A 24,938-nucleotide genomic window follows, 5' to 3' on the forward strand; every position below is an offset into this window, starting at 1 on the left:
CCGCGCCCTCGCGCAGCCCAGCTCGCCGGCGCTCGCTAAAACCACGCTAAAACCATTCGTCCAGGGGTGGATCGGGATCGACGTCCAGGTCCAGGCCGTCCCGCCGGCCCCGCGTCCAGGCCGCGTAGCCGGCGGCGGCGATCATCGCCCCGTTGTCGGTGCAGAGCACGGGCGGCGGGCAGGCCAGGCCGATCCCCTCGGCGGCGGCCGCCGCCTCCAGATCCCGGCGCAGGCGGCGGTTGGCCGCCACCCCGCCGGCCAGGTAGATCTGCCGGGCGCCCACCTGGCGGGCGGCCCGCAGGGTCTTGGCCACCAGCACGTCGACCACGGCCTGCTGGAAGGAGGCGGCCAGATCGGGCAGGTGGGCCTCCAGTTCCGCCCGCCGCGCCGGGTCCCGCCAGCCGCGGCGCTCCAGCTCGTACAGGACGGCGGTCTTCAGGCCGCTGAAGCTGAAGTCCAGGGTGTCGTCATCCAGCATGGCCCGGGGGAAGGCGAAGGCCTGGGGATCGCCCTGGGCCGCTAGCCGGTCGATCACCGGCCCACCGGGATAGCCCAGCCCCAGTTCCCGGGCCACCTTGTCGAAGGCCTCGCCGGCGGCGTCGTCCCGGGTGCCCCCCAGCCACTCCAACCGGCCCCCTTCCTGCAGGTGGAACAGGTCCGTGTGGCCGCCGGAGACCACCAGCGCCACCGCCGGCAGGCGCGGCTCCGCCGGCCGCTCCGGCCCCGGCCCGGCCAGGAAGTTGGCGAAGATGTGACCGGCCAGGTGGTGGACGCCCACCAGCGGCTTGTCCAGGGCCCAGGCCAGGGCCTTGGCCAGGGACACGCCCACCAGCAGGGCGCCCACCAGGCCCGGCCCCCGGGTGACGGCGACCAGGTCGACAGCCGCCAGGTCGACGCCGGCTTCGCCCAGGGCGGCGCGCAGCAGCGGCACGGCATTGGTCACGTGGCGCCGGGAGGCCAGCTCGGGCACCACGCCCCCGTAGCGGCCGTGCTCGCCCGTCTGGCTGAGGATGACGTTGGCCAGGATCCGCCGGCCGCCGGCCACCACGGCGAAGCTGGTCTCGTCGCAGCTGGTCTCGATGCCCAGGGTCAGGTGGGGACGGCTCACGCCGGCTCGCTCCCCCTCCGGCCGGCATCCGGACGGGAGAGGCCGTCGCCCTCCCCGGCAGTCGCCGGGCCGCCGGCGTCGCCGGACGAACCGGCCGTGGCCGGCATCCCTGCGCCGCCCCCCGAGGTGCCGGCCGCACCTTGAGGGGCGGCGGCCGGGCCGGGTTCCTCCGCCGCCACGGGCCCCGGCGGGTCCAGGCGATCCCGCCACATGATGATGGCGTCCTCGCCGTTGTCGACGTAGTAGCCCCGCCGGATCCCGCAGGGGCGGAAGCCGTGGCGCAGGTAGAGGCGCTGGGCCACGTGGTTGCTGACCCGGACCTCCAGGGTCATGCGGCGGCAGCCGTAGCGCAGGGCCCGTTCCTCCAGGGCGGTCAGCAGGCGGTTGCCCACGCCGCGGCCGCGGAACTCCGGATCGACGGCGATGGTGGTCACGTGGGCCTCGTCCAGGATGCACCACATGCCGGCGTAGCCCACCAGCCGGTCGCCGTGGCGCGCCACGATGTAGTCGGCGTACAGGTTGTCCCGCAGCTCGCTGGTGAAGGCCCGCTCCGACCAGGGAGTGGGGAAGGAGCGGCGCTCGATGGCCAGCACCAGGGGCAGATCGCCCGGCGTCATGGGTTCGATGCGGATCTCGCCGGGTTCGAGCCGGACGTCGTGGGAAAGGGCCACCCCGCTCACCTCCCGCCAGGGCACCTTCATCATAGCATCCTTCCCCGCCCATCCTTGCCCGCTCCCCGCCGCACCCCGGCTCCGGATCCCGCCACGGCGCTCCGGGGCCGGGACCCGCCCCCAGGGACCGAGGTCTAGACCCCCGCACCCCCCGGGTGGGGATAGGGCCGGAAGGTGGAACCGGCCGGCAGGTACAGGGGCGCCAGCAGGGCGGGATCGTCACCGCCGGCGGCCAGCCGCGGCGCGGCCAGCCGGGCCACGGCCAGGGGCACGGCCCCCGGGTCGGCCACGACCACCGGCCCCGCCGGCCCCACCGGCCCCGGCGGCGCTACCGGCCCCGGCTGGCGATCCGCTGCCGCCCCCTCTAGGCCCAGGGCGGCGCGGTGGTCGGGGTCGACGACCACGATCCACGTGTCCCCGGCGGGCCGGGCCGGTCCGGGCTGGGCCGGCCCGCCGGCGCCGTCCGCGGCGTCCCCGGGCGGCAGGAGGGGCGGCGGCAGGACGGGCGGCCCGGCCAGCCAGGCCCGCAGGACCGCAGCGGGCAGCAGCTCCGGGCCCCAGAGCCGCTGGGGCGCCGCCGCGGCCGCCCCCCTGCCGCTCCCGCCGGCGGGGGCGTGATGGGCGGCGGGGCCGGGTTCGTCCCGGTAGGCGGCCACGTAGTACTCCCCGCGGCGGGCGGGCCGGATCACCAGCCAGACCCCGGCTCCGCCCGGGGCACCGGGCGGTCCGGGCGGCGCCCCCAGGGCCTCCGGCAGCGCCGCCCCCTCCGGGGCCGGGGTGGGCGCCGCCGGCCGGCCCGCGCCGCCAGAGGCCCCGGAAGGGACGGGGGTCGGCACCTGGGCCAGCTGCGGGACCCGGGCGGCCAGGACGACGGCGTCCAGGGTGCCGACGCCGGCCAGGGGGCGGTCCAGGGCGACGGCCAGGCCCTTGGCAGCGGCCAGGCCGATGCGCAGGCCGGTGAAGGAGCCGGGCCCCAGGGCCACGGCGACCCCGTCGAGCCCCCGGGGGCCGATGCCCGCCTGGCGGCAGAGGCGGTCGATGGCGGGCATCAGGGTCCGGTTCGTCCCGGGGGCGGCCAGCCGTTCCACGCCGGCCGGCCGGTCGCCCTGCACCAGGGCCACGCCGCAGCCGGGGCCGGAGGTATCGATGGCTAGGATCCACCTCACCGCTTGCCCTCGTCCTTTCCCGCTCCCGCCGGCTTTCCCGTTTCCGCCGGCCTTGCCGCCAGGGCCGCCAGCAGCCGCTGGGCCCGCGGCCCGGCGGCCCGGGCCGTGACCCGCCGCCCGTCGCCCCCCGGCCCGGGAGCCAGCTCCAGCCACAGGGCGTCGCCGGGGATCCACCCGGGGGCCCGGTCGGCCCATTCGACGGCCACGGCGCCCGCGGCCTCCATCTCCGCCGGGTCCACCACCTCCCGCAGGGCGCCCTCGTCCTCCAGCCGGTACAGGTCCAGGTGGTAGAGGGGCAGGCGCCCGCGGTAGACATGGACCAGGGTGAAGGTGGGGCTGGACACCCGGCCCCGGTGGCCGAGGCCGCGGGCCAGACCCCGCACCAGGGTCGTCTTCCCCGCCCCCAGGGGGCCCGTCAGCGCGATCCAATCCCCCGGCGCCAGCAGGGCGGCCAGTTCCTCACCCAGCCGTTCCATGGCCTCAGCCGAGGGGACGGCGGTGGACCAGGCCGTCACCGGCCGTCCACCTCCCGGCCGGCCTCCCGGGTCTCCCCGGCCCCGCGGGTCTCCCCAACCCCTCGGGGGTCCCCGGCCTCCTGCGTCTCCCGACCGGGGACCCGGTGGGAGCGGGCCGTCGCGGCGGGACGGCCGGGAAGGATCCCCTGGGCCGCCTTGGGGGCCGCCTCGGGGGCGGCCTCGGCGGCGTCGAAGAGGGTGAGCTGCACGCCTTCGCCATCCTTTCGCCCGGAGGGTCCGGCTTGGCCGGTTGCCGGGCCGGTGGGTGCGGCCGGATCGGCCGCGGAGCGAGCGACCGTGGACGGATCTACTGCCCGCCGGCCGGCCGCGGGCTGATCGGCCGCGGGCCGACCGGCGGCGACCGGCTCGGCGCGGGCCGGCTCGGCGGGGGCTGGCTCGGCGGCCGCCGCCGCTTCCCCTTCCGCCACCGAAGCTCCCAGCCCCAGGATGCCCCAGGGACCGGCCTCCGCCGCAGGGGCCGGTTCCTCCCCCTCCGGCGGGACGGCCGGCTGCCGGTGGCCGGCCGCCGGTTCGCCGGCCGCAGGCGGGTAGTGGGGCGCCACGTGGTCGGGGTCGACCAGCTCCCGGTACTTGTCGATCACCTTCTTGAAATCGTGCCAGCAGTCCCGCTTGAGCCCGGGGTTGCGCAACAGGGCGGCCGGGTGGTAGGTCGGCATGTACCAGACGCCGTCCCGGTAGATCCACTGCCCCCGGGCCCGGGTGATGCGGGCGGTGGGGTCGATCAGCGCCTGCAGGGCCGTGGCGCCCAGCAGCACGACGATGGCCGGGCGGACCAGGCGCATCTGGGCCCGCAGGTTGGGCAGGCACGCGGCCCGTTCCTCCGGGGTGGGGGTGCGGTTGCCCGGCGGGCGGCACTTGACCACGTTGGCGATGTAGACGTGCTTCTGGCGGTCGAACCCGCACGCCGCCAGGATGCGGTCCAGCAGCTGGCCCGCGCGGCCGACGAAGGGGCGGCCCAGGCGGTCCTCGTCGGCGCCCGGCCCCTCGCCGATCAGCATCAGCCGGGCGGCGGGGTTGCCGTCGCCGAAGACCACGCCGCGGCAACCGGCCCGCAGCCCGCAGGCGGTGCAGCCCTTGACCACCTGCTCCAGCGTCCACATGTCGGCGATGCCCATGAGCTCCGCTTCGGGTCGCGCCACCTTGCTGCCTTGCCTCCTTGACGGGTGCGCCCGCCGCCCGGTCCGGGGCCCGGCCGGGACCGGAGTCGCCGCCGCTTGCGGGAGTCCGCGCCTAAGCGGGCCGGCCGTCCCCACGTCCGGCCGGGGCTAGGGCGCCGCGGCCAGCCGCCCGGCCGGGCGGATCTCCCCCACCACCTCGCCGCGGGTGTTGGTCACCGGCACCCGGCCCCACCGCGCCTCTAGCGCCTCCGCCCCCGCGGGCAGAAGGCCCAGCCGGCCCAGCAGGGCGAGGACGGCCACCGGCCGCGCCCGGTCCTGGCCGTCGGCGACTTTGAGGGCCAAGGCATGGCCCGAGGCCAGGGCACCGGCATAGTACCCCTCGGCCCCCACCTTGCCGATCCAGGCGCCCCCGGTGGCCCGGATCACCTCGGTGTCGAACTGGCCGTCGCCGCGGATCATCGCCGGGTGGGCCACCAGGGCGCGGCGGATCCGCTCCAGCCCCGGCGCCAGGTGGGCCAGGCCGGGCGGCAGCAGGTCCGGGCGGCCCAGGTAGCGGAACATCCGGGCCACCGCCACCAGCGGCAGGGCGAAGGTGACGACCCCGCACCCATCCACCGCCTCCCCCCAGCCCGGTCCCCCGGGTGCGAGGCCGGTCAGGGCCGCCACCAGGTCCCGCACCGCCTGCTGCACCGGGTGGTCGGGCCGGTGGTACCCCTCCACGGGCCACCCGCGGTGGCGGGCCAGGGCCAGCATGCCGGCATGCTTGCCGGAACAGTTGCTGTGCAGCCGGGTCGGCTCCCCACCGGTCGCCGCCAGCGCCTGCCGGGCCACGGGGCTCGACAGGGGATGGGGGCCGCAAGCCAGATGGTCCGGCCCCAGGCCCAGCTTGGCCAGCATGGAGCGGGCCCGCTCCACGTGCGGAGGCTCCCCGGCGTGGGAGCCGCACATCAGGGCCACCTCCGCGTCGTCGAAGCCGAAGGCGTCGGCGGCGCCGGAGGCGACCACCGCCAGCGCCTGAAAGGGCTTGAGGGTCGAGCGCAGGAAGGTCACGTGCTCGGCGTCGCCCAGGGCCGCGACGACGCGGCCCTGCTTGTCCACGACCACGGCGTGCCCGTAGTGGCGGCTCTCCACCCAGCCGCCCCGGGTCACCTCGACCAGCAGTTCCGGATCCATCCCATCGTCTCCAACGGGCGGCGCCGGCCGGCGCCCACCGCCCCGGCGAGCGCCGCCCCAGGGTTCGTCCTCGTCGAATCCTGCACAGCGGAGTCGGCGTCAGATCTCCCGCAGCCCCAGGCTGATCTCTAGAGCCAGGTTGACCCGGCGCATGGCGCCCGCGTCCAGTCGCGCCACCCGCTCCAGCAGCCGCCGCTTGTCGATGGTGCGGATCTGCTCCAGCAACACCACCGAGTCCTTCTCCAGGCCGTAGCTGCCCGCCGGCAGCTCCACGTGGGTGGGCAGCTTGGCCTTGTTGATCTGGGACGTGATGGCGGCCACGATGGTGGTCGGGCTGTAGCGGTTGCCAACGTCGTTCTGGACGACCAGCACGGGCCGGATGCCGCCCTGTTCCGATCCCACCACGGGACTCAGGTCGGCGAAGAAGATGTCGCCGCGGCGGACGTCCACGTCAACCGCCCTCCCCACCCCAATCCCAGCGCCGGGGCTCCAGCTCCCCGGGCAGCCACTCCTCGGCCAGCCGCTGGTTGAGGGGGCCCATCTCCTGATAACCGCGGCGCAAACCCTCTTCCGTCAAGGCGGGTCCTGCCGCCCCCGTCCCGCTGCCCGCCGGCGGGACCGAAGGCGGCGGGGCGGCGGCCGCCACCAGCGGCCACCCGTCCTCCCCGGCCGTCGCCAGCCCCTTCCGCTCCCTGGCCCGCGCCGGCACCCGTCCGTCTTCCGCCACCGCCCATTCCTCCTCCCCGCTCCCCGGCCCCCGCTCCGGACGAACGGGCCGTCGGGCCGGTTCGTCCGGCCCGGCGCCTGGCCGGTGCCGTCCCCGGCGGGCGGCTGCCCGGCGGCGATCCCTCGCACCGGTCCTGCGCCCCCGGCCTGTTCGCGCCTCAGAGCAGGTGGGACAGCGGCGCCTGCGCCACGGGACGGCCCCCGCGTAAGTAGATGCGGGGAACCCGCCGGCCGATGCCGGTGACCACCTCGTAACCGATGGTGTCCATCCACGCCGCCATCTCGTCGGCGGTGATCCGCTCGTCCCCCTGGCGGCCGATCAGCACCACCTCGTCGCCCACGGCCACGGGGCCGGCGTCGGTGACGTCGACCATCACCTGGTCCATGCAGACCCGGCCAACGATAGGCGCCCGCCGGCCGCCCACCAGCACCTGTCCCCGGTTGGACAGGGCGCGGCGCAGGCCGTCGGCGTACCCCACGGGCAGGGTGGCGATGCGGGACCGGCGCCGGGTGACGAAGGTGGCGCCGTAGCTGATCGGGGTCCCCGGCGGCACCTCCTTGACCAGGGCGACCCGGGTCTTCCAGGCCAGGGCCGGCTGCAGCCCGAAGGCGGCCACGGCCCCCGGGAAGGGCTCCAAGCCGTAGAGGGCGATGCCAGGCCGGACCAGGTCGTAGCGGGCCCCGGGCAGCCGCAACAGGGCAGCGCTGTTCGCCACGTGGCGCAGCCCCGGCCGCAGGCCCCGCCCCTCCAGGGCCTGGAGCACCCGGGCGAAGCGGCTCAGCTGGTCTTCGGTCAGGGCGGCCTCGGGGTCGTCGGCCGTGGCCAGGTGGGTGAAGATGCCAGCCACCTCGAGCCCGCCCAGGGCCATCAACCGGGCGATGGTCTCCACCAGGCGCGGCTGGTCCCATCGCAGGCCCAGGCGGCCCATGCCGGTGTCGATCTTGACGTGGACCCGCACCTTGCGGCCCTCGCGGCGGGCGGTCTCGGCCAGGGCCCGGGCCTCGTCCTCGCTGCTGATGGCCAGCTCCAGGTCGTAGCGCAGGGCCAGGCCGTACTGCCAGGGCGGCGTCCAGCCCATTACCAGGATCGGGCAGGCGATGGCCGACTGCCGCAGGTGGACGCCCTCTTCCACCACCGCCACGGCCAGCCGGCGGGCGCCGTGGGCCAGGGCCGTGCGGGCGACCATCACCGCCCCGTGCCCGTAACCGTCGGCCTTGACCACCGCCATCAGCTGGGCGGGGGCGGCCCGTTGCGCCAGGATCCGCACGTTGTGGGCGATGGCGTCGAGGTCGACTTCCACCCAGGTGGGGCGTGGGGGACGAACCCGGCCCGGCCCTTCCACAACCATTCCTCCTCCCCCTGAAGCTTCGCCCTCCGGCCGCGGGCCCCTGTCGGCCGGCGCCGGCGCGGATCCAGGATCCGCCGGCACCGGGTCCCGTCCGGCGGGCCGGCCCGCCGGGCGGCAGGGAGCCGGAGTGGGAGGGGTTAGCTCATCTAGGGCTATCTCCCTTCCCGGGCCCGCCAGGCGCCCGCGCCGTCCAGGGACGGCCCCAGGGCCACCACGCCCGGGAGCTCCGGCTCGCCCGCCTCCGGCCCGCCCCACCGGATGAGGGCCAGGGCGTCCGCCAGCCGGTCGATCAGCTGGGTCGCCCGCACCGGCAGACCCGGCGCCGCGGCCGCCCGTTCCCCCGCCAGGGCGTGCAGGTAGACGCCCGCCAGGGCCGCCGCCAGGGGATCGAGGCCCTGGGCCAGCAGGGCCCCCACCACCCCGGCCAGGACGTCACCCATGCCGGCGCTGGCCATGCCCGGGTGGCCGCGGGTGCAGGCGTAGAGATCCCCCTCGGGGCTGGCGATGAGGGTGCCCGCTCCCTTGAGGACCGCCACGGCCCCGGCGCGCCGGGCCAGCTCCTGGGCCGCCAGGGGACGCTGCGCCTGGACCCGGCCGGTGCTCCAGCCCAGCAGCCGGGCGGCCTCGCCGGGGTGGGGCGTCAGGACCAGGGGATAGGGGCCGGGCCGCTGCCGCAACCGGTCGAGCCCCAGGGCCGCCACCAGGTTCAGGCCGTCGGCATCGAGGACCGTGGGCGGGAAGCCCGTGGGCGGTAAGCCAGCCGGGCCCGGTTGCCGTTCGCCCGGCCCCGGCCCGGCGGCCGGGCGGTCGCCGGCCGGCGGGCCGGCGGCCACCACCTCCAGGCCGAGCCAGGCTGCCACGCAGGCCGCCGCCCCCGGCCCCTGCCCGAGGCCGGGCCCGATCACCCGTACGACCCGGCCCCGGCGCTCCGCCTCCCGCGCCGGCAGGGCGGCCGCCGCCCCGGGATCCCATTCCCCGTCGGGCGTCCCCGGCAGCCCCCAGGTCATGATCTCGGGCAGGTGGACGGCAGCCTCAGAGCGCACCGGCGCAGGCACGGCCAGGGTCACCGTGCCGGCCCCCGCCTGCAGGGCCGCCCGGCCCGCCAGGACCACGGCGCCGACCTGGCCCGCCCGGCCGCCCGCCACCACCACGTGGCCGGCCCAGCCCTTGTGGGCGTCCCAGGGCCGCCGGGGCAGGAGGGCCGCCACCCCGGCGGCGTCGAGGACCTGGGCCGGCGGGAAGCCGGGCCCGCCGGCCGCCGCCGGGTCGCCGGAGGCTCCCGCCGGACCGCCCGCTCCGGCCCCTTCGCCGGGGCCCCCGGCTGCGCCCCCTGCCGGCTCCGGGGCAGGGCCCCGGCCGGCCACCCCCGGGGGCCAGCCGATGTCGGCCACGAAGACCCGGCCCGCCCGCTCCGGCCCCTGGCCCAGGAGCAGGCCCCACTTGACCGCCCCGAAGGTGACGGTCCAGCGGGCCCGGGGCACGGCGGCACCCGCCTCGCCGGTGTCGGCGTCGAGCCCCGACGGCAGGTCCAGGGCGAAAATTGGCACCCCCGAGGCGGACACCACCTCCAGGGCCCGGGCGGCCAGGGGCCGCAGGGGCCCCCGGGCCCCCACGCCCAGCAACGCATCGACGACCACCGGGGCCCGGGCGACGGCGGCGCCGAGGCGGTCGAGGAAGGCATCGGGGGGAAGGCTCCCGGCGGCCTGGGCGACCGGTTCCCGCCCGCCGGGCCCGTCCCCGCCGGCCGGTTCATCCGGCAGCTGGGCGGCCGGCCCCCGCCCGCCGAGCCCCTCCCCGCCAGCCGGTTCGTCCGCCAGGGCCGTCACCGGCACACCGGCGGCGCCCAGGAGCGACCCCTGCACCGCGGCCTCGCCCCGCAACCGGCCGGGGGACGCCAGGAGGAACACCTCTACGGCACCGGGGCCTGCCCAGCGCGCCAGCCACCGGGCGAGGACCATGCCGTCGCCGCCGTTGTTCCCGGCGCCTGCCAGGACCACCACCGGCCGCCGCGGGGTGAAGGGCCCGGCCAGCTGCCAGAGCAGCGCGGCCGCGGTGCGACCGGCCGTCTCCATCATCACCAGGCCGTCGAGGCCTAGCGCCATGGCCCGGCGGTCGGCCTGGCGGGTGGCGGCGGCCGAGAGGACCCACAGGGAGCCGCCGGGCCCGGCCCAGACCCCCGGCCGGCCGGTCTGCCCCAGGCGTCCCCGGCCCTCCGGGTCCCCCGGTGCCGGCGGGTGGCATCCCTCCCCCTCCCGCTCCGGCCGCCCCCCTCCCGGCCCGGACTCCCCGGCCGCGGGCGCCGCAGCCGCCGGATCGGGCCCCTCCGGCGCCGGCACCGGCACCGGCCCGGACCACCCGCCCGGATCCCCGGCGGTTGGCGTCACGGTCTCCCCTCCCCGGACTCGCCTTCCAGGATGACCTGGGCGACGGCCCACTGGCCGTCGTGGGACAGGCTGAGGTGGATGCGGCGGACGCCCGCCGCCTCCGCCATGGCCGCGGCCCGCCCCGACACCTCCAGCCACGGGCGGCCCGCCCCGTCCTGGCGGACCCGGATGTCCCGCCAGCCAAAGCCGCGCAGGCCGGTGCCCAGGGCCTTGGCGAAGGCCTCCTTGGCCGCCCAGCGGGCGGCCAGCCGCCGCGCCCGGTGGGGGCCGCTGCCGGCAGCGGCCAGTTCCTCCGGCGAGAAGACCCGTTCCGCCCAGCGCCAGCCCCGGCGGCGTAGGATGGCCTCGATGCGCTCCACCTGGACCAGGTCGATCCCGGCGCCCACGATCACGGCCGTCGCCCCTTTCTTCCCTCTTTCTAGCGCACAGGGACCCCGGTTGAAAGGCACCGGGCCCCGGCCGGCCGGTGCACCCGCAGAAAACCCCGGGGCCGTACGCAAAGGAAAGGGGGGGAGTCACGGGGTGGGACGCTCGGAGGGGGGCGTCGCCATGACCCATCCCGATCATCCGGAGCATCCTGCGGGGGATCCGTCCCGGGACGAACCGGCCCCGGCCCGGGCCGATCCGGCCTCCCCGGCGCCGGCGGCCGGCCGGGGGGAGCCCGCGCCGGCCGGTGCAGGCCTGAGCCGTCGCCAGTTCCTGCGCTGGGCCGGCCTGGCGGGAGGATACTGGGTGGCGGCCAGCGCCGGCGTGACCGCCTGGCTCGCCCGCCCCCGGCCAGCGGGCGCGGCGGGCGGAAGGCCGGCCGGGCCCGCGGCGGCGGGCTCCGCCGGTTCCACCGGCGACGGGGGGACGGCGGAGGCCACCCCGGCCTGGGAGGTCACCCCGGGACTGGGGGAGCCGGCCCGCGGCCGGCTGCAAGCCGACGTGGTGGTGATCGGCGCCGGCTTCGCGGGGCTGGCGGCGGCCCGCGACCTGGCCCGGGCCGGGCGGGACGTGCTGCTCCTGGAGGCTCGCCGGCGGGTGGGCGGCCGGGTCCTCAACCACCCCCTGGGCAGCGGCAAGGTGGTCGAGGTCGGCGGCCAGTGGGTCGGGCCGACCCAGGACCGGATCCTGGCCATGGCCAAGGAGGTGGGCGTGGGCACCTTCCCCACCTACAACACCGGCCAGTACGTGGACTACCGCAACGGGCGCCTGACCCGCTACGACGGCCGCATCCCCACCTCCGACCCCGCCGCCTACGCCGAGGCGGCCGCCGCCCTGGCCCTCCTCGACCGCATGGCCTGGCAGGTGCCGCTGGACAAACCCTGGACCGCCCCCCGGGCCCGGGAATGGGACGGGCAGACCTTCGCCACGTGGATGCGGGATCACCTGGCCACCCCCGGCGGCCGGGAGCTGGTGCGCCTGGCGATCCAGGCGGTCTTCGCCTGCGAGCCGGAGGACGTCTCCCTGCTCCACGTGCTGTTTTACGTCCACTCCGCCGGTAGCCTGGAGCGGCTGGTCAACACGGCCGGCGGGGCCCAGGAGCGGCGGTTCGTCGGCGGGTCCCAGCGGGTCGCCGAGCGGGTCGCCCAGCGGCTGGGCCGGCGGGTGCGGCCCGCGTCGCCGGTGCAGCGCATCCGCCAGGGCCGGTGGGGGGTGGCGGTGGAAGGCGAGGGATTTCGGGTCGAGGCCCGCCGGGTCATCGTGGCCATGGCCCCCACCCTGACCGGCCGGCTGCAGTACGACCCGCCGCTGCCCGGCTGGCGGGACCAGCTCACCCAGCGGGTCCCCCAGGGCAGCGTGATCAAGGTCCAGTGCGTCTACGACCGCCCCTTCTGGCGGGATGACGGCCTGGCAGGCCAGGCCACCAGCGACACGGGCCCCGTCAAGGTCACCTTCGACAACTCCCCGCCCGACGGCCGTCCCGGCGTCCTGATGGGATTCATCGAGGGGGACGACGCCCGGGTCGCCGCCCGCTGGGACGCCCGCACCCGCCGCCGCCGGGTCATCGAGTGCTTCGTCCGCTACTTCGGCCCCAAGGCCGCCCTGGTTCGCCAGTACATCGAACGGGACTGGTCCCAGGACCCCTGGACCCGGGGGTGTTACGCCGGCTACTTCCCGCCGGGGGTGTGGACCGCCTACGGCCACGCCCTGCGGGAGCCCATCGGCCGCATCCACTGGGCGGGGACGGAGACGGCCCTGATCTGGAACGGGTACTTCGACGGCGCCGTGCGCTCCGGCGAAGACGCCGCCCGCGCCGTCCTGCGGCTGCGGGACTAGGAGGTGGGACCATGCCCTCGACCCGGTGGAACCGGCCCCCGGCCCGGTGGAACCGGCCTCCGGCCCGGCGCCCACGGCCCCGGTGGAGGCCGGCCCTCAGCCTGGTCCTCGCCATCGCCGCCATTCTGGGGACGACCGCACCCCCGCCGGCCTACGGCACCCATCGCCCCCCGGCGGTGGAACCGGCACCCGCCGAGGCGGGCGACCCCACCGGGCGCCCTGCGGCGACGGGTGGCCCGCCCCTGAGCGGTGGGGTCCCGGACCGGACCCTGACCTTGCTGCTGGCCAACGTGGGGAACAGCAACGCCCACTGCCAGCCTTACGCCTTCAAGCTCTGCTTCCGCCGGGTGGAGGCCCGGATCGCCCGGGCCATCCAGCAGCTTCGGCCCGACCTGATCGGGCTCATTGAGGTCTGGCCCGACGACCGGTGCGCCGCCCTCTACGGGGGCGCCCCCGAACCCGACCCCCAGAAGGTCTGCTGGCGAAACCCGCTGCGGGCCGCCGGTTCGTCCGGTTCAGGGCGGCCTGCCTTCCAGGTGCAGCGGCTGGTGGGGCCGGGGTATCAGATCGCCTGCGACGCCCGCTTCGGCTGGGACTGCGTGGCGGCCCGGGACGGCCGGGTGCGCCTGGCGGCCGTCTCCCGGCCGGGCGGGTTCGTCCTGCACGGGCTGGAGACGGCGCCGCCCGTTCCGGGCTGCGATCCCGGCTTCACCGTCAACGCCGTGACCGTCACCCGCTCGCCCGTCGGGCGGTTCCGCCTGATCCTGGCCCACCCCGACTCGGGGGTGGCCGATCCAGCCCAGGGCGCCCGCTGCCGTGAAGCCCAGATCCGCCAGGCCCTGGAGCTGGCCGGGCTGGCGGAGCCGGCGCCGGGCGACGGGCCTGCGGGGCGGCGGGCGGAGGGCCACCGGCGGCCGGCCGTGCTCTGGATGGGTGACATGAACCTGGACCCCTGGCGCCAGTCGGGACCCGACGTCGACCTCTGGCACCGCTGGGTGGGTCCGGACCGGCCCTTGCGGTACCACTCGGGCATCGCCGAGCACGACCCGCCGTACATCACCCATCACGCCGGGGAATCGTCCAACCTGCTGCCCACGGGCCGGCGCCTGCCCACCGTGGAGGAACCGGCCGGCGCCTTCCCCCGCCGCACCCTGGACCACGTGACCAGCACCTTCCTGGCGGGCACCTGCCGGACCCTGGGCGAGGCGCCGGGGACGCGGCGGCTGGACGGCGGCCCCGGCGGCGGGATGGACCATCGGGCCCTCTGGTGCACCCTCACCTTGCCCAAAGCGGCCGCGAGCCCGCCCGCACCGGCCGGGTCCGGTTCGCCGGGTGGGGGTTCGACCGCCGCAGCACCCGGCCCCTCACCCGGCCACGTCGCGGGGGACGACGCCCGGCCTGCGGCGACCGGCGACCTCGAGGTGCGGGTGGTGGCGGTGGGCTACAAGCACCGGCTGGAGCACGCCGAAAGTTATGAGGACTATTACGCCCACATGCGGGCGCTGATGGAGCAGGCCCGGCCCCACCTGCGGCGTGACCGGCCGAACCTGGTGGTGTTTCCGGAGGAGACGGCCCTGGTCACCGCCTTCATCGGCCCCCGGGGCGCGGCGGCGCGGGCCCGTTCCACCACCACCGAGGCCTTCGCCGCCCTGGCCGCCGCCTACGCTCCCCAGATCGCCTACTACCGGGCCCGCTTCCCCGGCGTGCCGCCGCTGCGGCTTCTGTTCCTGGCCCTGACGGACACCCAGTGGCGGGCCTTCTTCGAGACCTTCTCCCGGCTCGCCCGGGAGTACGGGGTCTACCTGAGCGCCAACGTCAACGCCCCCGAGGTCCGCCCGGTCACCGACCCGGCCCGGGCTGCCCTCCTGGGCGACCCCCTGCGGCCTCGGGGATCACCCGCCTACGAGGCGGTCAGCCCGGAGCTGTGGAACGTGGCGGTGCTCTTCGGTCCCGACGGCCGGATCGTGGCCCGGCAGAAGAAGGTCTACCTGGTCCCGGCGGAGCGGGCCGAAATGGGGCTCAACCTGTCGGCCGAAGGCGCCGACCGGTTCCGGGTGATCCCCACCGCCCTGGGTCCCCTGGCCTTCATGACCAGCAAGGACGCCTGGATGGTCGACCTGGTCGACCGGGCCGACCTCTACGGTGCGGCGCTGGTGATCCAGCCCGAAGCCTACGATCGCTGGGCCACCCGGCCCGCCTGGGAACCCGACGGGTTCAAGGCCGGGGGCTGGGCGGCGGTGCAGCGGTACCCCGCCTTGCGCTACAACGTGACGGCGTCGCTGACGGGGAACTTCTTCGAACTGCCCTTCGACGGGCAGTCGGCGGTGCTGGCCGACGGTCCTTTGACCCGGCGCCGTTGGGGCTGGATCGGCCAGCCCGCGGACCACGGTTACCTGGCGGTGGCCCCCTGGGTCGTGGCCGACCCCGTGGGCTGGCCCCTGGACCGGCGCCGGGCATACCTGGCCGCGGTGGGGGACCGGTTGCAGCCCGGCTCCGGCGACGCCCTGGAGAACGGGTATGTGGAAAGCGTGATCGCCGCCGACGTGACGATCCCGGGCCCCTGGCCGCTGCCCGCGACGCCGGCCGGCCCGGATCGCCGCGATGCGCCGGGACCGGACCGGTCCCGTTCCTCGGGTGCCGGCCCGGCCTTTGCCCCCGCCTTCGCCCCAGCGGTGCGGGTCGGCGGGGGCCCCGACCCCGTGACCCGCTGGCGCCCGGCCCTGGCCTACGACGCGGCAACCCGCACCCTTTATGCCGTCTGGGTCGACTTCCGCCGCGGGGCGGAGAACGTATGGCTGGCCCGCAGCCGCGACGGGGGCCGGACCTGGGAAGCCGCAGCGCCCGTCTACGCTCCGCCGCCCGACCCCCACCAGTTCGACAACCAGTGGGCGCCGGCGGTGGCGGCCGGCGGCGGGCGGGTCGCGGTGGCCTGGGTCGACTTCCGGGATGAGAGCTGGGACGTGTACCTAGCGGTGAGTCGCGACGGCGGCCGCACCTTCTCGCCACCCCGGCGGGTGGACGACGCCCGGGGTCCCTACGAGCGCCTGCACACGGACCCGGTGCTGGCCCTGCTTCCACCGGGGAGCCCGCAGGCCGGCCCGCCGGCCCTGGTGGCCGCCTGGACCGACCTCCGGGACCGGCGGCCCGATACCGACGTCCGCTGGGCGGTCAGCAGGGATGGCGGATCCACATGGGACGCCCGGGGGCCCGTCCACCCTGCGGACCCCAGCCCGGTGGAGGCCGGAACGGTGGCCCCGGCCAACCAGTGGGCGCCGTCCCTGGCCGCCGACCGCCGCGGCCGGCTCTGGGTGGCGTGGCAGCAGCTGGACAAGGGCACAGGACGCAACCGGGTGATGGTGCGGCGACTGGGCAGCCGGGGATGGGGCGGGGAGGGGGACGATCCCGGCCCGCCGCTGGCGGTGAACCCCGGCCACGGGGGTAACCAGTGGCGCCCGCGGCTGGCCGCCGGCCCCGACGGCCGGCTGGCCGTGGTGTGGGAGGAGGACGGGACCGGATCGGCCCGGGGCTGGCGCCTGCGGGCGGCCCTGATCGACCCCGACCGCGACCGGGTGGGCCCCGCCACCACGGTCGATCCCTCCGGACCGGCGTGGGCCCGCCAGCAGCGGGCGTCCGCGGCCTGGACGGCGGCGGGGCTGGTCGTCGCCTGGCAGGACGACCGCAACGGCACGCCGCGGGTGCACGTCACCATCGGATGGCCGGAGGGGGCGCGGCTCCGGTTTGCGCCGCCGGCGGTCGTACCGTCCGGGCAGGCGCCGGCTCATCCCGCCACCGGTACCGCCGCCGGCCGGATGGCGCCGCAGGAAGCCGGTTCCTCCGCGGGCGACGGCGGCCGGCCGGACCTGGGACCCGCCCTGGAACCCGCCCTGGTGGCCTGGGCCGACCCCGGGCCGTCCCACGCCGTCTGGGTAGGCATCGCCTGGCAGGGTCCCACCACCGCGGGGGGAAGCGGGGTGTGGTTCACCCGCTTCCGCCTCACGGGCGTCCTTCACCCGCCCAGCGCCGGCCCCCACCGTTGCAACGAAGGCACCAGCCGGGTGAATCGCCAGCCAACGGTTCCTGGGGAGGATCCAGCCGGCCGACGCCGGCCACCGGGATGCTGACCCAGGGGCACCCCTCCATCATGACGTGGCGGCAGGACCTTGTCTACGGCATCACCGAGTCGTCGTCATACCCCTTGGCCGGGTCCAACGGCTCTTCGATCTGGAGTTCGGTCTTGATGTCGAGGCTGCGGTGCTGATCGCTCTTGAGATATTCGGCGATGATCTTCGCCTCCTGATCGTTGATGGGAGCCCCGTTGCCCCGCATCTTCTCCACGATGGCGTCCCACTGGTCACCCTTGGCGTTGTTACGGATGATACGGCCCACGTCGTGGCAGATCGTACACTTCTGGAAGAACAACGCCTCCGCCTCCGAGCGCGGCTCCGGCATCACCAGCTTGGTGGCCTTGGCGATGACCGCCTTGGCCTGGTCCTTGTTCTCCTGCCACCGGGAGATGACGTCCGGCGGGACGTTGGACTTCAGCGCCAAGCCGTTGGGGTTGAGGCCCACCGTCACGTTCTTGACGCGCTCCATCTTCTCCACATCGACGATGGAGATCGAGTTGCTCCCCCAGTTGGTGACGTAGGCGGTCTTCCCGTTCGGAGAGAAGTAGATCCAGTGCGGGTTCTGGACGACCGGGATCTCCTTGATGACCTCGAAGGTGTCGAAGTCCAACACGCTGATGTGCTGGGCACCGTTGTGATCCACCCACACGTTGCCGTCGGGGCCGTAGTAAGCGATGTTGGCCCCGCCGCCCGTCTTGACAGTCTTGATCAACTGGCCCTTGTCCGCATCGATGAAGGAGAAGGAGCCGTCGGAACGGTTACCGGTGGAGACGATGTGGGTCTTGCCCAGGAACTCCACGTTCACCGGCTTCGGCACGTTCCCGACCCGGTGGACGATCTGGTCCGTCGCCGTGTCAATGATGATCACTTCGTTGTCCAGCGTGTTGGCGACGGCCACGTACTTGCCGTCGGCCGACATCCCCAGGCCGCTGCCGGAGCCGCTGCCGTAGTCCGTGTTCGTCCGGTTGATGTGGTGGACCTGCCAGTTCTCCAAGTGGATGACCGCCACCCGGGTGTCGGCCTGCAGGCTCACGTACGCTTTCTTGCTGTCGGGGGTGACCACCACGTCACGCGGCTTCTTCCCGACCTCCACCACGCGCAAGAGCCGAGGGTCCTTGGCATCCAGAACGGCCACGGCGCCCGAGCCGTTCAGCGTGACCAGCACGTACCCGCCATCCGGCGTCATGCCCATGTGCAGCGGCCCCGCCGGCTTGCCGTCGGCCGACTTCGGCAGGTCGATGCGGCGTACCTTGTTGCCGTTGTCCGTGTCGATGGCCGCCACCCAGTCGCCGTAACGGATGGTCACCAGCACCCAGCGCTGATCCTTGGTGATATACGGGTGGTGCGGCACGCCGCCCTCGGTGCGGATGAACTGCACCGGCTCGCCTGTGGCCAGGTCGACCACGGTGACACCCTGGCTCACCTCGTCGGCGACGTAGAGCCAGCCGTTACCGTCCCACTTGGGCTCGAGTTCCGGCCCGGCGGCGTTTTGGGACTCGTACCAGCGCACATCGTAGTCGGGATCGAAGCTCGCCGCCGGGGTCATCACCCCGCCGCACGCGGCGAGAAAGAGCGATGCGGCCACCAGCCCGGTCAGGCCAAGGCGGGTGGCCCCGTGCGAGCCGGGACGTACGCGAGCACGGCACGGCTCCACGGACACTTGACGCTGCCCTCCCATGATCGACGGCCCCCTTTGAGGAACGGTACTGGCGCAGAGAACCAGCGCCTTTCAACGTCTCACACACAGGCCGGAGACGATCAGGGCATCACCGGCCCGGATGCCGCCGGTCGCCGGTCGCCACGGCATCGAAGCTCCGCCTCAATTGCACTTCGGTATCACTTGCATTGGGACATCATATTGGGACCGGGTTCGATTCTGGCCACCGACAACCTCTTCCGCTGCGACCTACCCGGCCGGCACCATCTGTTACCCGGAGACGGCCTGGCGCCACAGTTGGACCACGGACCCCCAGACCACGACGGCAACCATCCAGCGCAGTGCACCGGCACGGACCCTTTTCGACAGATACCCCCCTGCCTGGGCTCCGGGGACGGAACCCAACACCAGGGCCAGAGCCAGCGACCAGTCGACCTGTCCCGTCGCCACCTTGCCCAACATGCCGAAGGCCGCGGTGAAGAGGACGATGGCCAGGGTCGAGCCCAGGGTGACCCGCGTCGGGATCTTGAGCACGTACATCATCAGGGGCACGTAGATGAAGGCGCCGGGCGCCCCGACGAGCCCGCCCACCAACCCCACCGCCAGGGCGATGGCCACCGCCAGCGGCCGATTGAAGCGGACGTGGTCCGCCGTCGCGTCCGGGTCGTCTTCACGGCGGGGCAGGAACATCAACACGCCCGCGGCCGTAGCAACGCCGGCGAAGAGGAGAAGTAACGTCCGGGGGTTCACCAGATCGGACAGCAGGCCGCCCGCCAGGGCGGCGAGGGCGCTGGCTCCCCCCATGCTCAGGACTAGATCCTTGTGGACGAACCGGTTGCGCCAGTGGACCACCATGCCGGAGAACGCTGCGAAGAACACCTGCACGATGGTGATGGCCGCCACCTGCTTCATGTCCAGGGCCGGGAAACCGAACAACGGCGGAACGAACAGGAGCAGTGGAACCATCAGGATCGCACCGCCGAGCCCCAGCAATCCCGAGAAGAACCCGCCGGCCAGGCCGATCAGGAACAGGAGGGCGCTCATCCGGCCTTCCTCCCCTTGTCCCATGTCCTCAGATTCCTAAAGCGCCCCGTTACCGCACGTGGCCGCGGGGTGCACCGGGCGCCCGGATCCGGTCCCGGGCGCCCGGTCCCACCGTTCAAAAGGTGACGTTGACGTCCGCCTCAGCGGCGAAGGCCAGGAAAGTGGCCGCGCCGCCGGGCTCCACCCCGTCCACCAGCTGGTCGAGGCCGATGCCCATGACGTCCATGGTCATCTGGCAGCCGATCAGCTTGACTCCCGATTCCCTGGCGATCTCCAGCAGCTCGGGCACCGAAGGCACGTTGTTCTTCTTGAAGCCCTCCAGCGCTGGCTGCAGGTGCGCCGGCACCGGCAACTGGCGGTTCGCTTCCCTGTGGATGATCTTCAGGCCATCGAAGGTGAAGAAGACCTGGACCTCCGCCCCCATGGCGGCGGCCGCCGTGGCGATGTTCAGGACCTTGTAAGCATCGTCGATGTTGCCGTGGCTGGCGATAATGGCAACACGACGAACGGACACCGTAGACTCCTCCCCTTTGGATGCGCCGTCCCTGAAGCCCGTTTTGACTTGTGGTAACCGATTGCCGGCGTGACATCAGCGGGATGCCGGTGCCGGGCCGTCCCCGGCACCGCCGCGCTCGACCGGCCCGGACCAAGCGGACATACCCGGCACCACGTTGACCACCTTCTCGAAGCCGGCCTGTTCCAAGATGCGGCAGGCGTAGGCGCTGCGGCGACCGCTGCGGCAGACCACGGCGACCTCCGCCGTGCGGTCGAGCCTGGCGGCAAACTCGGACAGCGTCTCGATGGGTACGGATAGGGCACCGGGGATATGCGCAGCTTCGTACTCTTCAGGTTCCCGGACGTCGAGAACGGTCAGCGTGTCTCCGGCCTCGAGGCGCCGGGCCAGTTCCTCGTTGCTGATCACACGATCGAAGAGTGGTCCCTTCTCCTTGGTTTCAGGGACCAGCTTCTTGACATACAGCCGGAGGAAACCGTCGTCCTCCACCACGCCCAGGAACTTGTGCTCCGTCTGCTCACACCAGCCCCGGAAATCGGCCGGTGCGCCCTTGTCGGTCGCCAGTACCTCGAGGATCTCCCCGACCTGCAGGGCATCGATCGCCTTGCGCGCCCGCACGATCGGCAACGGGCAGGAAAGACCACGGGCGTCCACGGTGGCGCTCGGCTTGAACGTAGCGTTCACGGACGGATCCCTCCCTCAGGCTGCATCTTCCGCCAGCGCGCAGACGTTGCGCCCCAGTTCGAGCTCGGACGCCTGCTCCTCGCTCGGCTGCAGCAACCCGGTGTTCACCCGCTTGATGTCCACGTACTGCTGCGGGAACTCCGGCAAGCGGCCCATGATGAAGTCGACGAAGGCCCGCTCGCCCGCTGCCAGGGCCTTCAGGCCCTCGTTCGACTGCTTGAGGTCGCCGAGCCTACCGGCGACGCGGCCGCGGGCGTCCGCCTCCTGCGGCCGGCTGAAGTGCCCGGGAAGAACGAGCGTCTCGTCCGGCAGTTCCATCAGGCGGAGAAGGGACCGGTAATAAAGGGGCGTCCAGGTCTCGGCCCGGCCACCCAGGTCCGGTCGGGCGATGGACTCCACGAAGATGGTGTCACCGCTGAACAGGTAGCGACCGTCCAGCAGGTAGACCACCTGGCCCAGGGTGTGGCCGGGCACATGGATCGCCCGCAAGGTGGCACGGCCCACCCGGAACTCCTGCCCGTCGTACACCGGATGGTAGCGGAAGGTAGCGGGTAACACGTCCATGGGGTGAATGGCGTCGTAGGGGTGCAGGTGATAGGGCACTCCCAGTTGTTCTGCCAGCTCCGCGCCGCTGCTGATGTGGTCGGCGTGGGCGTGGGTGTCCAGGACCCGCGTGATGGTCAGGCCGTGCTGGCGCGCGAACTCCAGGTAGCGCTCGGCGTGGCGCAGGGGGTCGATGATCACCGCCTCCCCCTCCGAGGCCACCAGATAGCTCAGGCAGCCCCGGGCCGGGCGGTTGATCTGGTAAACGGCAAGGTCCTCCTCCTCCACCACCCGGACAAATTCGTAATGGTCACCCCAGGCGATCATGCCGCCGCGCAAGCTGACGGCGTCATAGCCCAGCTCGCGGAGCCCCTGGGCCACATACCCGGAGGTGCCGCCGTGGGCGCACACGACCACGATCCGCCTTTCCCGGGGCAGGTGGTCGACCCAGTGCCGGCGCGCGTAGGTCTTGGCGGATGCGACGAGGTCGTCTTCCTCGGCCTCGGCCAGGATCTCGTAGTACGGCACGTGGATCACCTGCAGGGGCTGGCGGCCTTCGATCCGCCAGCGCCGAAACTCCTCGTCGTTGCGCAGATCGATCAGGAACGGGGTTTCGCCCCGGTCCAGCATCTGCTTGAGCTCAGCGGCATCGATTTCCGAGGGGGTGCGCGTCTTTGGATCCACCTCTGTCCCTCCCCTCAACGTCCTCGCCCGGGGCCGTATTCCACCGGGCCCTTCCACCGCTGCATCCCGCCCACCAGGTTGCGGACGTTGCGGAAGCCCATCCCCTGCAGCCATCGCTGGGCCAGGCCGGAGCGGTTCCCGCTCCGGCAGACGAGGACCATCTCTTGATCGGCCGGCAACTCCCGGTACCGGACGGGTACCTGGCTCAGCGGGAGCAACCGGGCACCCGGGATGTGCCCGCCGGCGTACTCGTCGGGCTCACGCACGTCGATGATTAGCGGGGTATTGCCCGCCTCGAGTCGCCGGCGCAGCTCCTCGGGTGTGATGGTGTCCGGCCACGGAGCGCGCATCGCCATGATGTTCCCCCCTTGGTCCCGGCCGGACCGGCGGTCCGGAACGCGTGCGGGCCGCCTGCCGGACTCGGCCGGATGTTGCCGAATCCATTTTTAGATTAAGAAACTGCTGAAACTAGAAATTAGTTTACGAGGCACCTCCCCCTCGTGCAAGCCCCACGCGAATTCGTGCCGGCCGTTCCGGCCGGACCGGGCGCCGGGTTGGGCCGGAGGCACGCGTGCGCCTGCCGTGATCCGGATGGCGCCCCGGGGCGCCATAGAAGGCCGACTTGACAGCGGGCCCATGGGGGATCATATTGGGAGTAGTTTAGAAGTTACTTAGCGAGGAGCCGGGGAAGCGGTAGCCCATGACTGCGGAGCGGACGGATACGGAGAAGCAGTTGCTGGAGCTGCAGGCGCGGCTATGCCATGTGCTGGCCAGCCCCAAACGCCTGGAGATCCTCTACACCCTGGCCAGCGGTGAGATGACGGCCGGTGAGCTGGCACGGGCCGTCGACACCACCACCGCCAACCTCTCCCAGCACCTCGCTCTCATGCGCCAGTACGGGCTTGTGGAGTCGCGGAAGGAAGGGCTCAACGTGTATTACCGGCTCGCCTCACGCGAGATCCTGGAAGCGTGCCAGGCTGTGCGCCGCGTGCTCCTCGAGCACTTGCGGCGCAATGCGATGCTGGCCGCTCAGGGCGGCACCGGTGCGCAACCCGGGCAACTGTGACGAGGCGAGGCCGTACGCTGCTTTGCGGGGCGGCCCCCAGGTGCGAAGGCACCCCAGACCGGGCAGTTAACGGGTCACAACCCCCACCGAGCTTGCCGGCCCGGTGACGCATGAGACCAACGGGGCAGAGCCTAGCCCAGGTGGGAAGCGCAGGGAGGGATCGGCGATGGCGGAGCTGGACTATACGGTGGCGACGGACAAGCCGGTGGACGAAGCCATCCAAGCGCTGCAGTCCGCGCTGGCCGAACGGAAGTTCAGCGCCCTCTGGCACCTGCACGTCAACGCGAAGCTACGGGAGAAGGGTTTCGACCTGGAACCCGACTTCCACATCTTCGAGGTCTGCAACCCGGCCAAGGCCAAGCAGGCCCTGGAGACCGATCAGAAGGTTGGTTACCTGCTGCCTTGCAAGATCGTGGTGTACGCCGACCGTAACGACGGCAACCGCACGAAGATCGGCCTGCTGCGCCCGCAGACGCTGATCGGTCTGCTAGGCGACCAGCGGTTTCGTGACCTGGCGACCGAGGTGGAAGAGGAGCTGCGCGCGGCGGTGGATGCGGCGGCCCGCTGAGGCCGCCGCATCCTGTTCCGGGGCGGCCAGGCCGCTCCGGCGGGGACCGGTGCGGTGCAAGCGACCCGGCTCACCCGCCGCCGCCTCCCCGCCCCCGCAGGAGATGGTGCACCATGTCCCGGAGAAAGCGCCTGGTGGTGGTCGGGGGCGTCGCGGCCGGCATGAGCGCCGCCTCCCGGGCGCGGCGCCTCGATCCTGACCTGGAGATCGAGGTGTTCGAGCGCAGCGGCTTCGTCTCGTACGGGTCTTGCGGTCTCCCCTACTTCGTCGGCGGCCTGATCCGTGAACCCAGCGAGCTGGTGATCTACACGCCGCAGTTCTTCCGCCAGAAACGCGACATCGCCGTTCACGTCCAGCACGAGGTCACGGCCATTCATCCGGACGAACACTACCTGGAGGTACGCGACCTGGTGACCGGGCGCCAGCGGCAGGTGGAGTTCGACACCTTGATCTTGGCCACGGGCGCCCGGCCCGTCGAGCCGCCCATCCCCGGCCTCGACCTGAAGGGTGTCCACTTCCTCCGGCTGATCGAGGACGGCATCGCCGTCCGCGAGCACGCCCGGGCCCTGGTGGCCCAGGGGCGACGCAAGGCGGTGGTCGTCGGCGGCGGCTACATCGGGCTTGAAATGGCCGAGGCCCTGGTCAGCGTCGGGATGGAGGTGGCCATCGTCGAGCGCCTCCCCCAGGTCATGCCGAACCTGGACCCGGAGATGGCCGAGCTGGTCCACGATGAATTGCGCCGCCACGGCGTGGCGCTGTATCTGGGTGAGGGGGCGCGGGCCGTGCTGGGCGACGGTGGCCGCGTGCGGGCGCTGGACACCGACGCCCGCACCCTGCCGGCCGATCTGGTCCTGGTGGCCGTGGGCGTCCGGCCCAATTCCGAGCTGGCCAAGGCGGCCGGCATCGAGCTGGGTGCCGGGCGGGCGATCAAGGTGGACGAGTTCATGCGCACGTCGCACCCGGCGGTCTATGCCGCCGGCGACTGCGCCGACACCGTCCACCGCGTCAGCGGTCGGCGCGCCTACATTCCCCTCGGCACCACGGCCAACAAGCAGGGGCGTGTTGCCGGCGAGAACGCCGCTGGCGGCCACGCCCGCTTCCCCGGGGTACTGGGTACGGCCATCGTCAAGGTCTTCGACTTGGGCGTCGCCCGGACGGGCCTGACCGCCCGCGAGGCCGTGCTGGCGGGCCTGGAGGCCGCGGCCACGACGATCCGCCACGGCTCCCGCGCCCACTACTACCCCGGTGCCGACAAGCTGCACGTAAGGCTGGTCCACGGGCCTGACGGCCGCCTGCTGGGCGCCCAGATGGCAGGGCCGGTCGACGCCGTCTTGCGCATCGACACGCTGGTGGCGGCCCTCCATGCAGGCATGACGGTGGACCAGCTCTACGAACTGGACCTGGCCTACGCGCCCCCCTTCGCACCCGTGTGGGACCCGGTGCTGATCGCCGCACGCCAGGCCATGAACGCCATCCGGGGCGTGTCGGACTAGAGGCGTCTCCGATGGTGCATGCAGCCGGTCGCCCCGGCAGGCGGGAACACTGTTCCCGAGAGAGCGCT

22 protein-coding genes are annotated in these 24,938 nt (G+C 73.9%); 5 read left to right on the forward strand and 17 right to left on the reverse strand.

The features are described from left to right. Positions 1 to 46: 46 nt before the first annotated feature. From tsaD to ACYQ02_RS11265, 11 genes are all read right to left on the reverse strand, one after another. The gene (gene tsaD, locus ACYQ02_RS11215; protein WP_460040502.1) at positions 47 to 1,108 is read right to left on the reverse strand and encodes a tRNA (adenosine(37)-N6)-threonylcarbamoyltransferase complex transferase subunit TsaD; all 1,062 of its coding nucleotides are present in this window, start codon (positions 1,106 to 1,108) and stop codon (positions 47 to 49) included. After that, positions 1,105 to 1,809, reverse strand: a complete 705-nt coding sequence (gene rimI / locus ACYQ02_RS11220) for a ribosomal protein S18-alanine N-acetyltransferase (protein WP_460040503.1) — start codon at positions 1,807 to 1,809, stop codon at positions 1,105 to 1,107. Before rimI ends, tsaD begins: the two co-directional genes overlap by 4 nt. A 104-nt stretch (positions 1,810 to 1,913) precedes the next feature. After that, positions 1,914 to 2,945, reverse strand: a complete 1,032-nt coding sequence (tsaB, locus tag ACYQ02_RS11225; RefSeq protein WP_460040504.1) for a tRNA (adenosine(37)-N6)-threonylcarbamoyltransferase complex dimerization subunit type 1 TsaB — start codon at positions 2,943 to 2,945, stop codon at positions 1,914 to 1,916. After that, a complete protein-coding gene (tsaE, locus tag ACYQ02_RS11230; RefSeq protein ID WP_460040505.1) occupies positions 2,942 to 3,460 on the reverse strand; it encodes a tRNA (adenosine(37)-N6)-threonylcarbamoyltransferase complex ATPase subunit type 1 TsaE in 519 nt (172 codons plus the stop codon). The genes tsaB and tsaE overlap by 4 nt, the downstream gene beginning before the upstream one ends. Beyond that, the gene (locus tag ACYQ02_RS11235; RefSeq protein WP_460040506.1) at positions 3,457 to 4,620 is read right to left on the reverse strand and encodes a uracil-DNA glycosylase; all 1,164 of its coding nucleotides are present in this window, start codon (positions 4,618 to 4,620) and stop codon (positions 3,457 to 3,459) included. The genes tsaE and ACYQ02_RS11235 overlap by 4 nt, the downstream gene beginning before the upstream one ends. A gap of 126 nt (positions 4,621 to 4,746) precedes the next feature. Next, on the reverse strand, positions 4,747 to 5,772 hold the full coding sequence (locus tag ACYQ02_RS11240; protein WP_460040507.1) for an asparaginase: 1,026 nt from the start codon (positions 5,770 to 5,772) through the stop codon (positions 4,747 to 4,749). A 99-nt stretch (positions 5,773 to 5,871) separates the two neighbouring features. Beyond that, complete coding sequence (locus ACYQ02_RS11245) at positions 5,872 to 6,222, reverse strand: type II toxin-antitoxin system PemK/MazF family toxin (protein ID WP_460040508.1); 351 nt, start codon at positions 6,220 to 6,222, stop codon at positions 5,872 to 5,874. 1 nt (position 6,223) lies between these two features. After that, positions 6,224 to 6,499 (reverse strand): DEAD/DEAH box helicase, encoded by a 276-nt coding sequence (locus ACYQ02_RS11250; RefSeq protein WP_460040509.1) that lies wholly within the window; start codon positions 6,497 to 6,499, stop codon positions 6,224 to 6,226. A 157-nt stretch (positions 6,500 to 6,656) separates the two neighbouring features. Then, entirely contained in the window at positions 6,657 to 7,841 is a 1,185-nt protein-coding gene (alr, locus tag ACYQ02_RS11255; protein WP_460040510.1) for an alanine racemase, read from the reverse strand. A gap of 158 nt (positions 7,842 to 7,999) precedes the next feature. Then, positions 8,000 to 10,231, reverse strand: a complete 2,232-nt coding sequence (locus ACYQ02_RS11260) for a bifunctional ADP-dependent NAD(P)H-hydrate dehydratase/NAD(P)H-hydrate epimerase (protein ID WP_460040511.1) — start codon at positions 10,229 to 10,231, stop codon at positions 8,000 to 8,002. Next, positions 10,228 to 10,623, reverse strand: a complete 396-nt coding sequence (locus ACYQ02_RS11265) for a holo-ACP synthase (RefSeq protein WP_460040512.1) — start codon at positions 10,621 to 10,623, stop codon at positions 10,228 to 10,230. The genes ACYQ02_RS11260 and ACYQ02_RS11265 overlap by 4 nt, the downstream gene beginning before the upstream one ends. 130 nt (positions 10,624 to 10,753) lie before the next feature. Here ACYQ02_RS11265 and ACYQ02_RS11270 point away from each other — a divergent pair, with 130 nt between their 5' ends. Then, positions 10,754 to 12,493 (forward strand): flavin monoamine oxidase family protein, encoded by a 1,740-nt coding sequence (locus ACYQ02_RS11270; RefSeq protein WP_460040513.1) that lies wholly within the window; start codon positions 10,754 to 10,756, stop codon positions 12,491 to 12,493. 11 nt (positions 12,494 to 12,504) lie between these two features. Beyond that, on the forward strand, positions 12,505 to 16,614 hold the full coding sequence (locus ACYQ02_RS11275) for a hypothetical protein (protein ID WP_460040514.1): 4,110 nt from the start codon (positions 12,505 to 12,507) through the stop codon (positions 16,612 to 16,614). Between the two features lie 43 nt (positions 16,615 to 16,657). Here the strand turns inward: ACYQ02_RS11275 and ACYQ02_RS11280 are convergent, their stop codons facing one another. The 6 genes from ACYQ02_RS11280 to ACYQ02_RS11305 all read right to left on the reverse strand — a co-directional run bounded on the left by ACYQ02_RS11280 (position 16,658) and on the right by ACYQ02_RS11305 (position 22,099). Continuing rightward, on the reverse strand, positions 16,658 to 18,127 hold the full coding sequence (locus ACYQ02_RS11280) for a YVTN family beta-propeller repeat protein (protein WP_460040515.1): 1,470 nt from the start codon (positions 18,125 to 18,127) through the stop codon (positions 16,658 to 16,660). Positions 18,128 to 18,544: 417 nt separating this feature from the next. Continuing rightward, the gene (locus ACYQ02_RS11285; RefSeq protein WP_460040516.1) at positions 18,545 to 19,318 is read right to left on the reverse strand and encodes a sulfite exporter TauE/SafE family protein; all 774 of its coding nucleotides are present in this window, start codon (positions 19,316 to 19,318) and stop codon (positions 18,545 to 18,547) included. A gap of 115 nt (positions 19,319 to 19,433) precedes the next feature. Continuing rightward, positions 19,434 to 19,832 carry a DsrE/DsrF/DrsH-like family protein gene (locus ACYQ02_RS11290; RefSeq protein WP_460040517.1) on the reverse strand — a complete coding sequence of 133 codons (399 nt, stop codon included), beginning with the start codon at positions 19,830 to 19,832 and terminating at the stop codon, positions 19,434 to 19,436. A 75-nt stretch (positions 19,833 to 19,907) separates the two neighbouring features. Further along, a complete protein-coding gene (locus ACYQ02_RS11295; protein WP_460040518.1) occupies positions 19,908 to 20,516 on the reverse strand; it encodes a sulfurtransferase TusA family protein in 609 nt (202 codons plus the stop codon). Positions 20,517 to 20,531: 15 nt separating this feature from the next. Then, entirely contained in the window at positions 20,532 to 21,743 is a 1,212-nt protein-coding gene (locus ACYQ02_RS11300) for an MBL fold metallo-hydrolase (RefSeq protein ID WP_460040519.1), read from the reverse strand. Positions 21,744 to 21,757: 14 nt separating this feature from the next. After that, a complete protein-coding gene (locus tag ACYQ02_RS11305; RefSeq protein ID WP_460040520.1) occupies positions 21,758 to 22,099 on the reverse strand; it encodes a rhodanese-like domain-containing protein in 342 nt (113 codons plus the stop codon). 344 nt (positions 22,100 to 22,443) lie between these two features. On the opposite strand from ACYQ02_RS11305, the gene ACYQ02_RS11310 reads away from it, so the two are divergent. The 3 genes from ACYQ02_RS11310 to ACYQ02_RS11320 all read left to right on the forward strand — a co-directional run bounded on the left by ACYQ02_RS11310 (position 22,444) and on the right by ACYQ02_RS11320 (position 24,870). Then, positions 22,444 to 22,809 carry an ArsR/SmtB family transcription factor gene (locus ACYQ02_RS11310; protein ID WP_460040521.1) on the forward strand — a complete coding sequence of 122 codons (366 nt, stop codon included), beginning with the start codon at positions 22,444 to 22,446 and terminating at the stop codon, positions 22,807 to 22,809. Positions 22,810 to 22,975: 166 nt separating this feature from the next. Next, positions 22,976 to 23,377 (forward strand): DUF302 domain-containing protein, encoded by a 402-nt coding sequence (locus ACYQ02_RS11315; protein ID WP_460040522.1) that lies wholly within the window; start codon positions 22,976 to 22,978, stop codon positions 23,375 to 23,377. A 113-nt stretch (positions 23,378 to 23,490) separates the two neighbouring features. Then, complete coding sequence (locus tag ACYQ02_RS11320; protein ID WP_460040523.1) at positions 23,491 to 24,870, forward strand: FAD-dependent oxidoreductase; 1,380 nt, start codon at positions 23,491 to 23,493, stop codon at positions 24,868 to 24,870. The last annotated feature ends 68 nt before the right edge of the window (positions 24,871 to 24,938 follow it).

It is taken from the genome of Thermaerobacter litoralis (assembly GCF_054654595.1).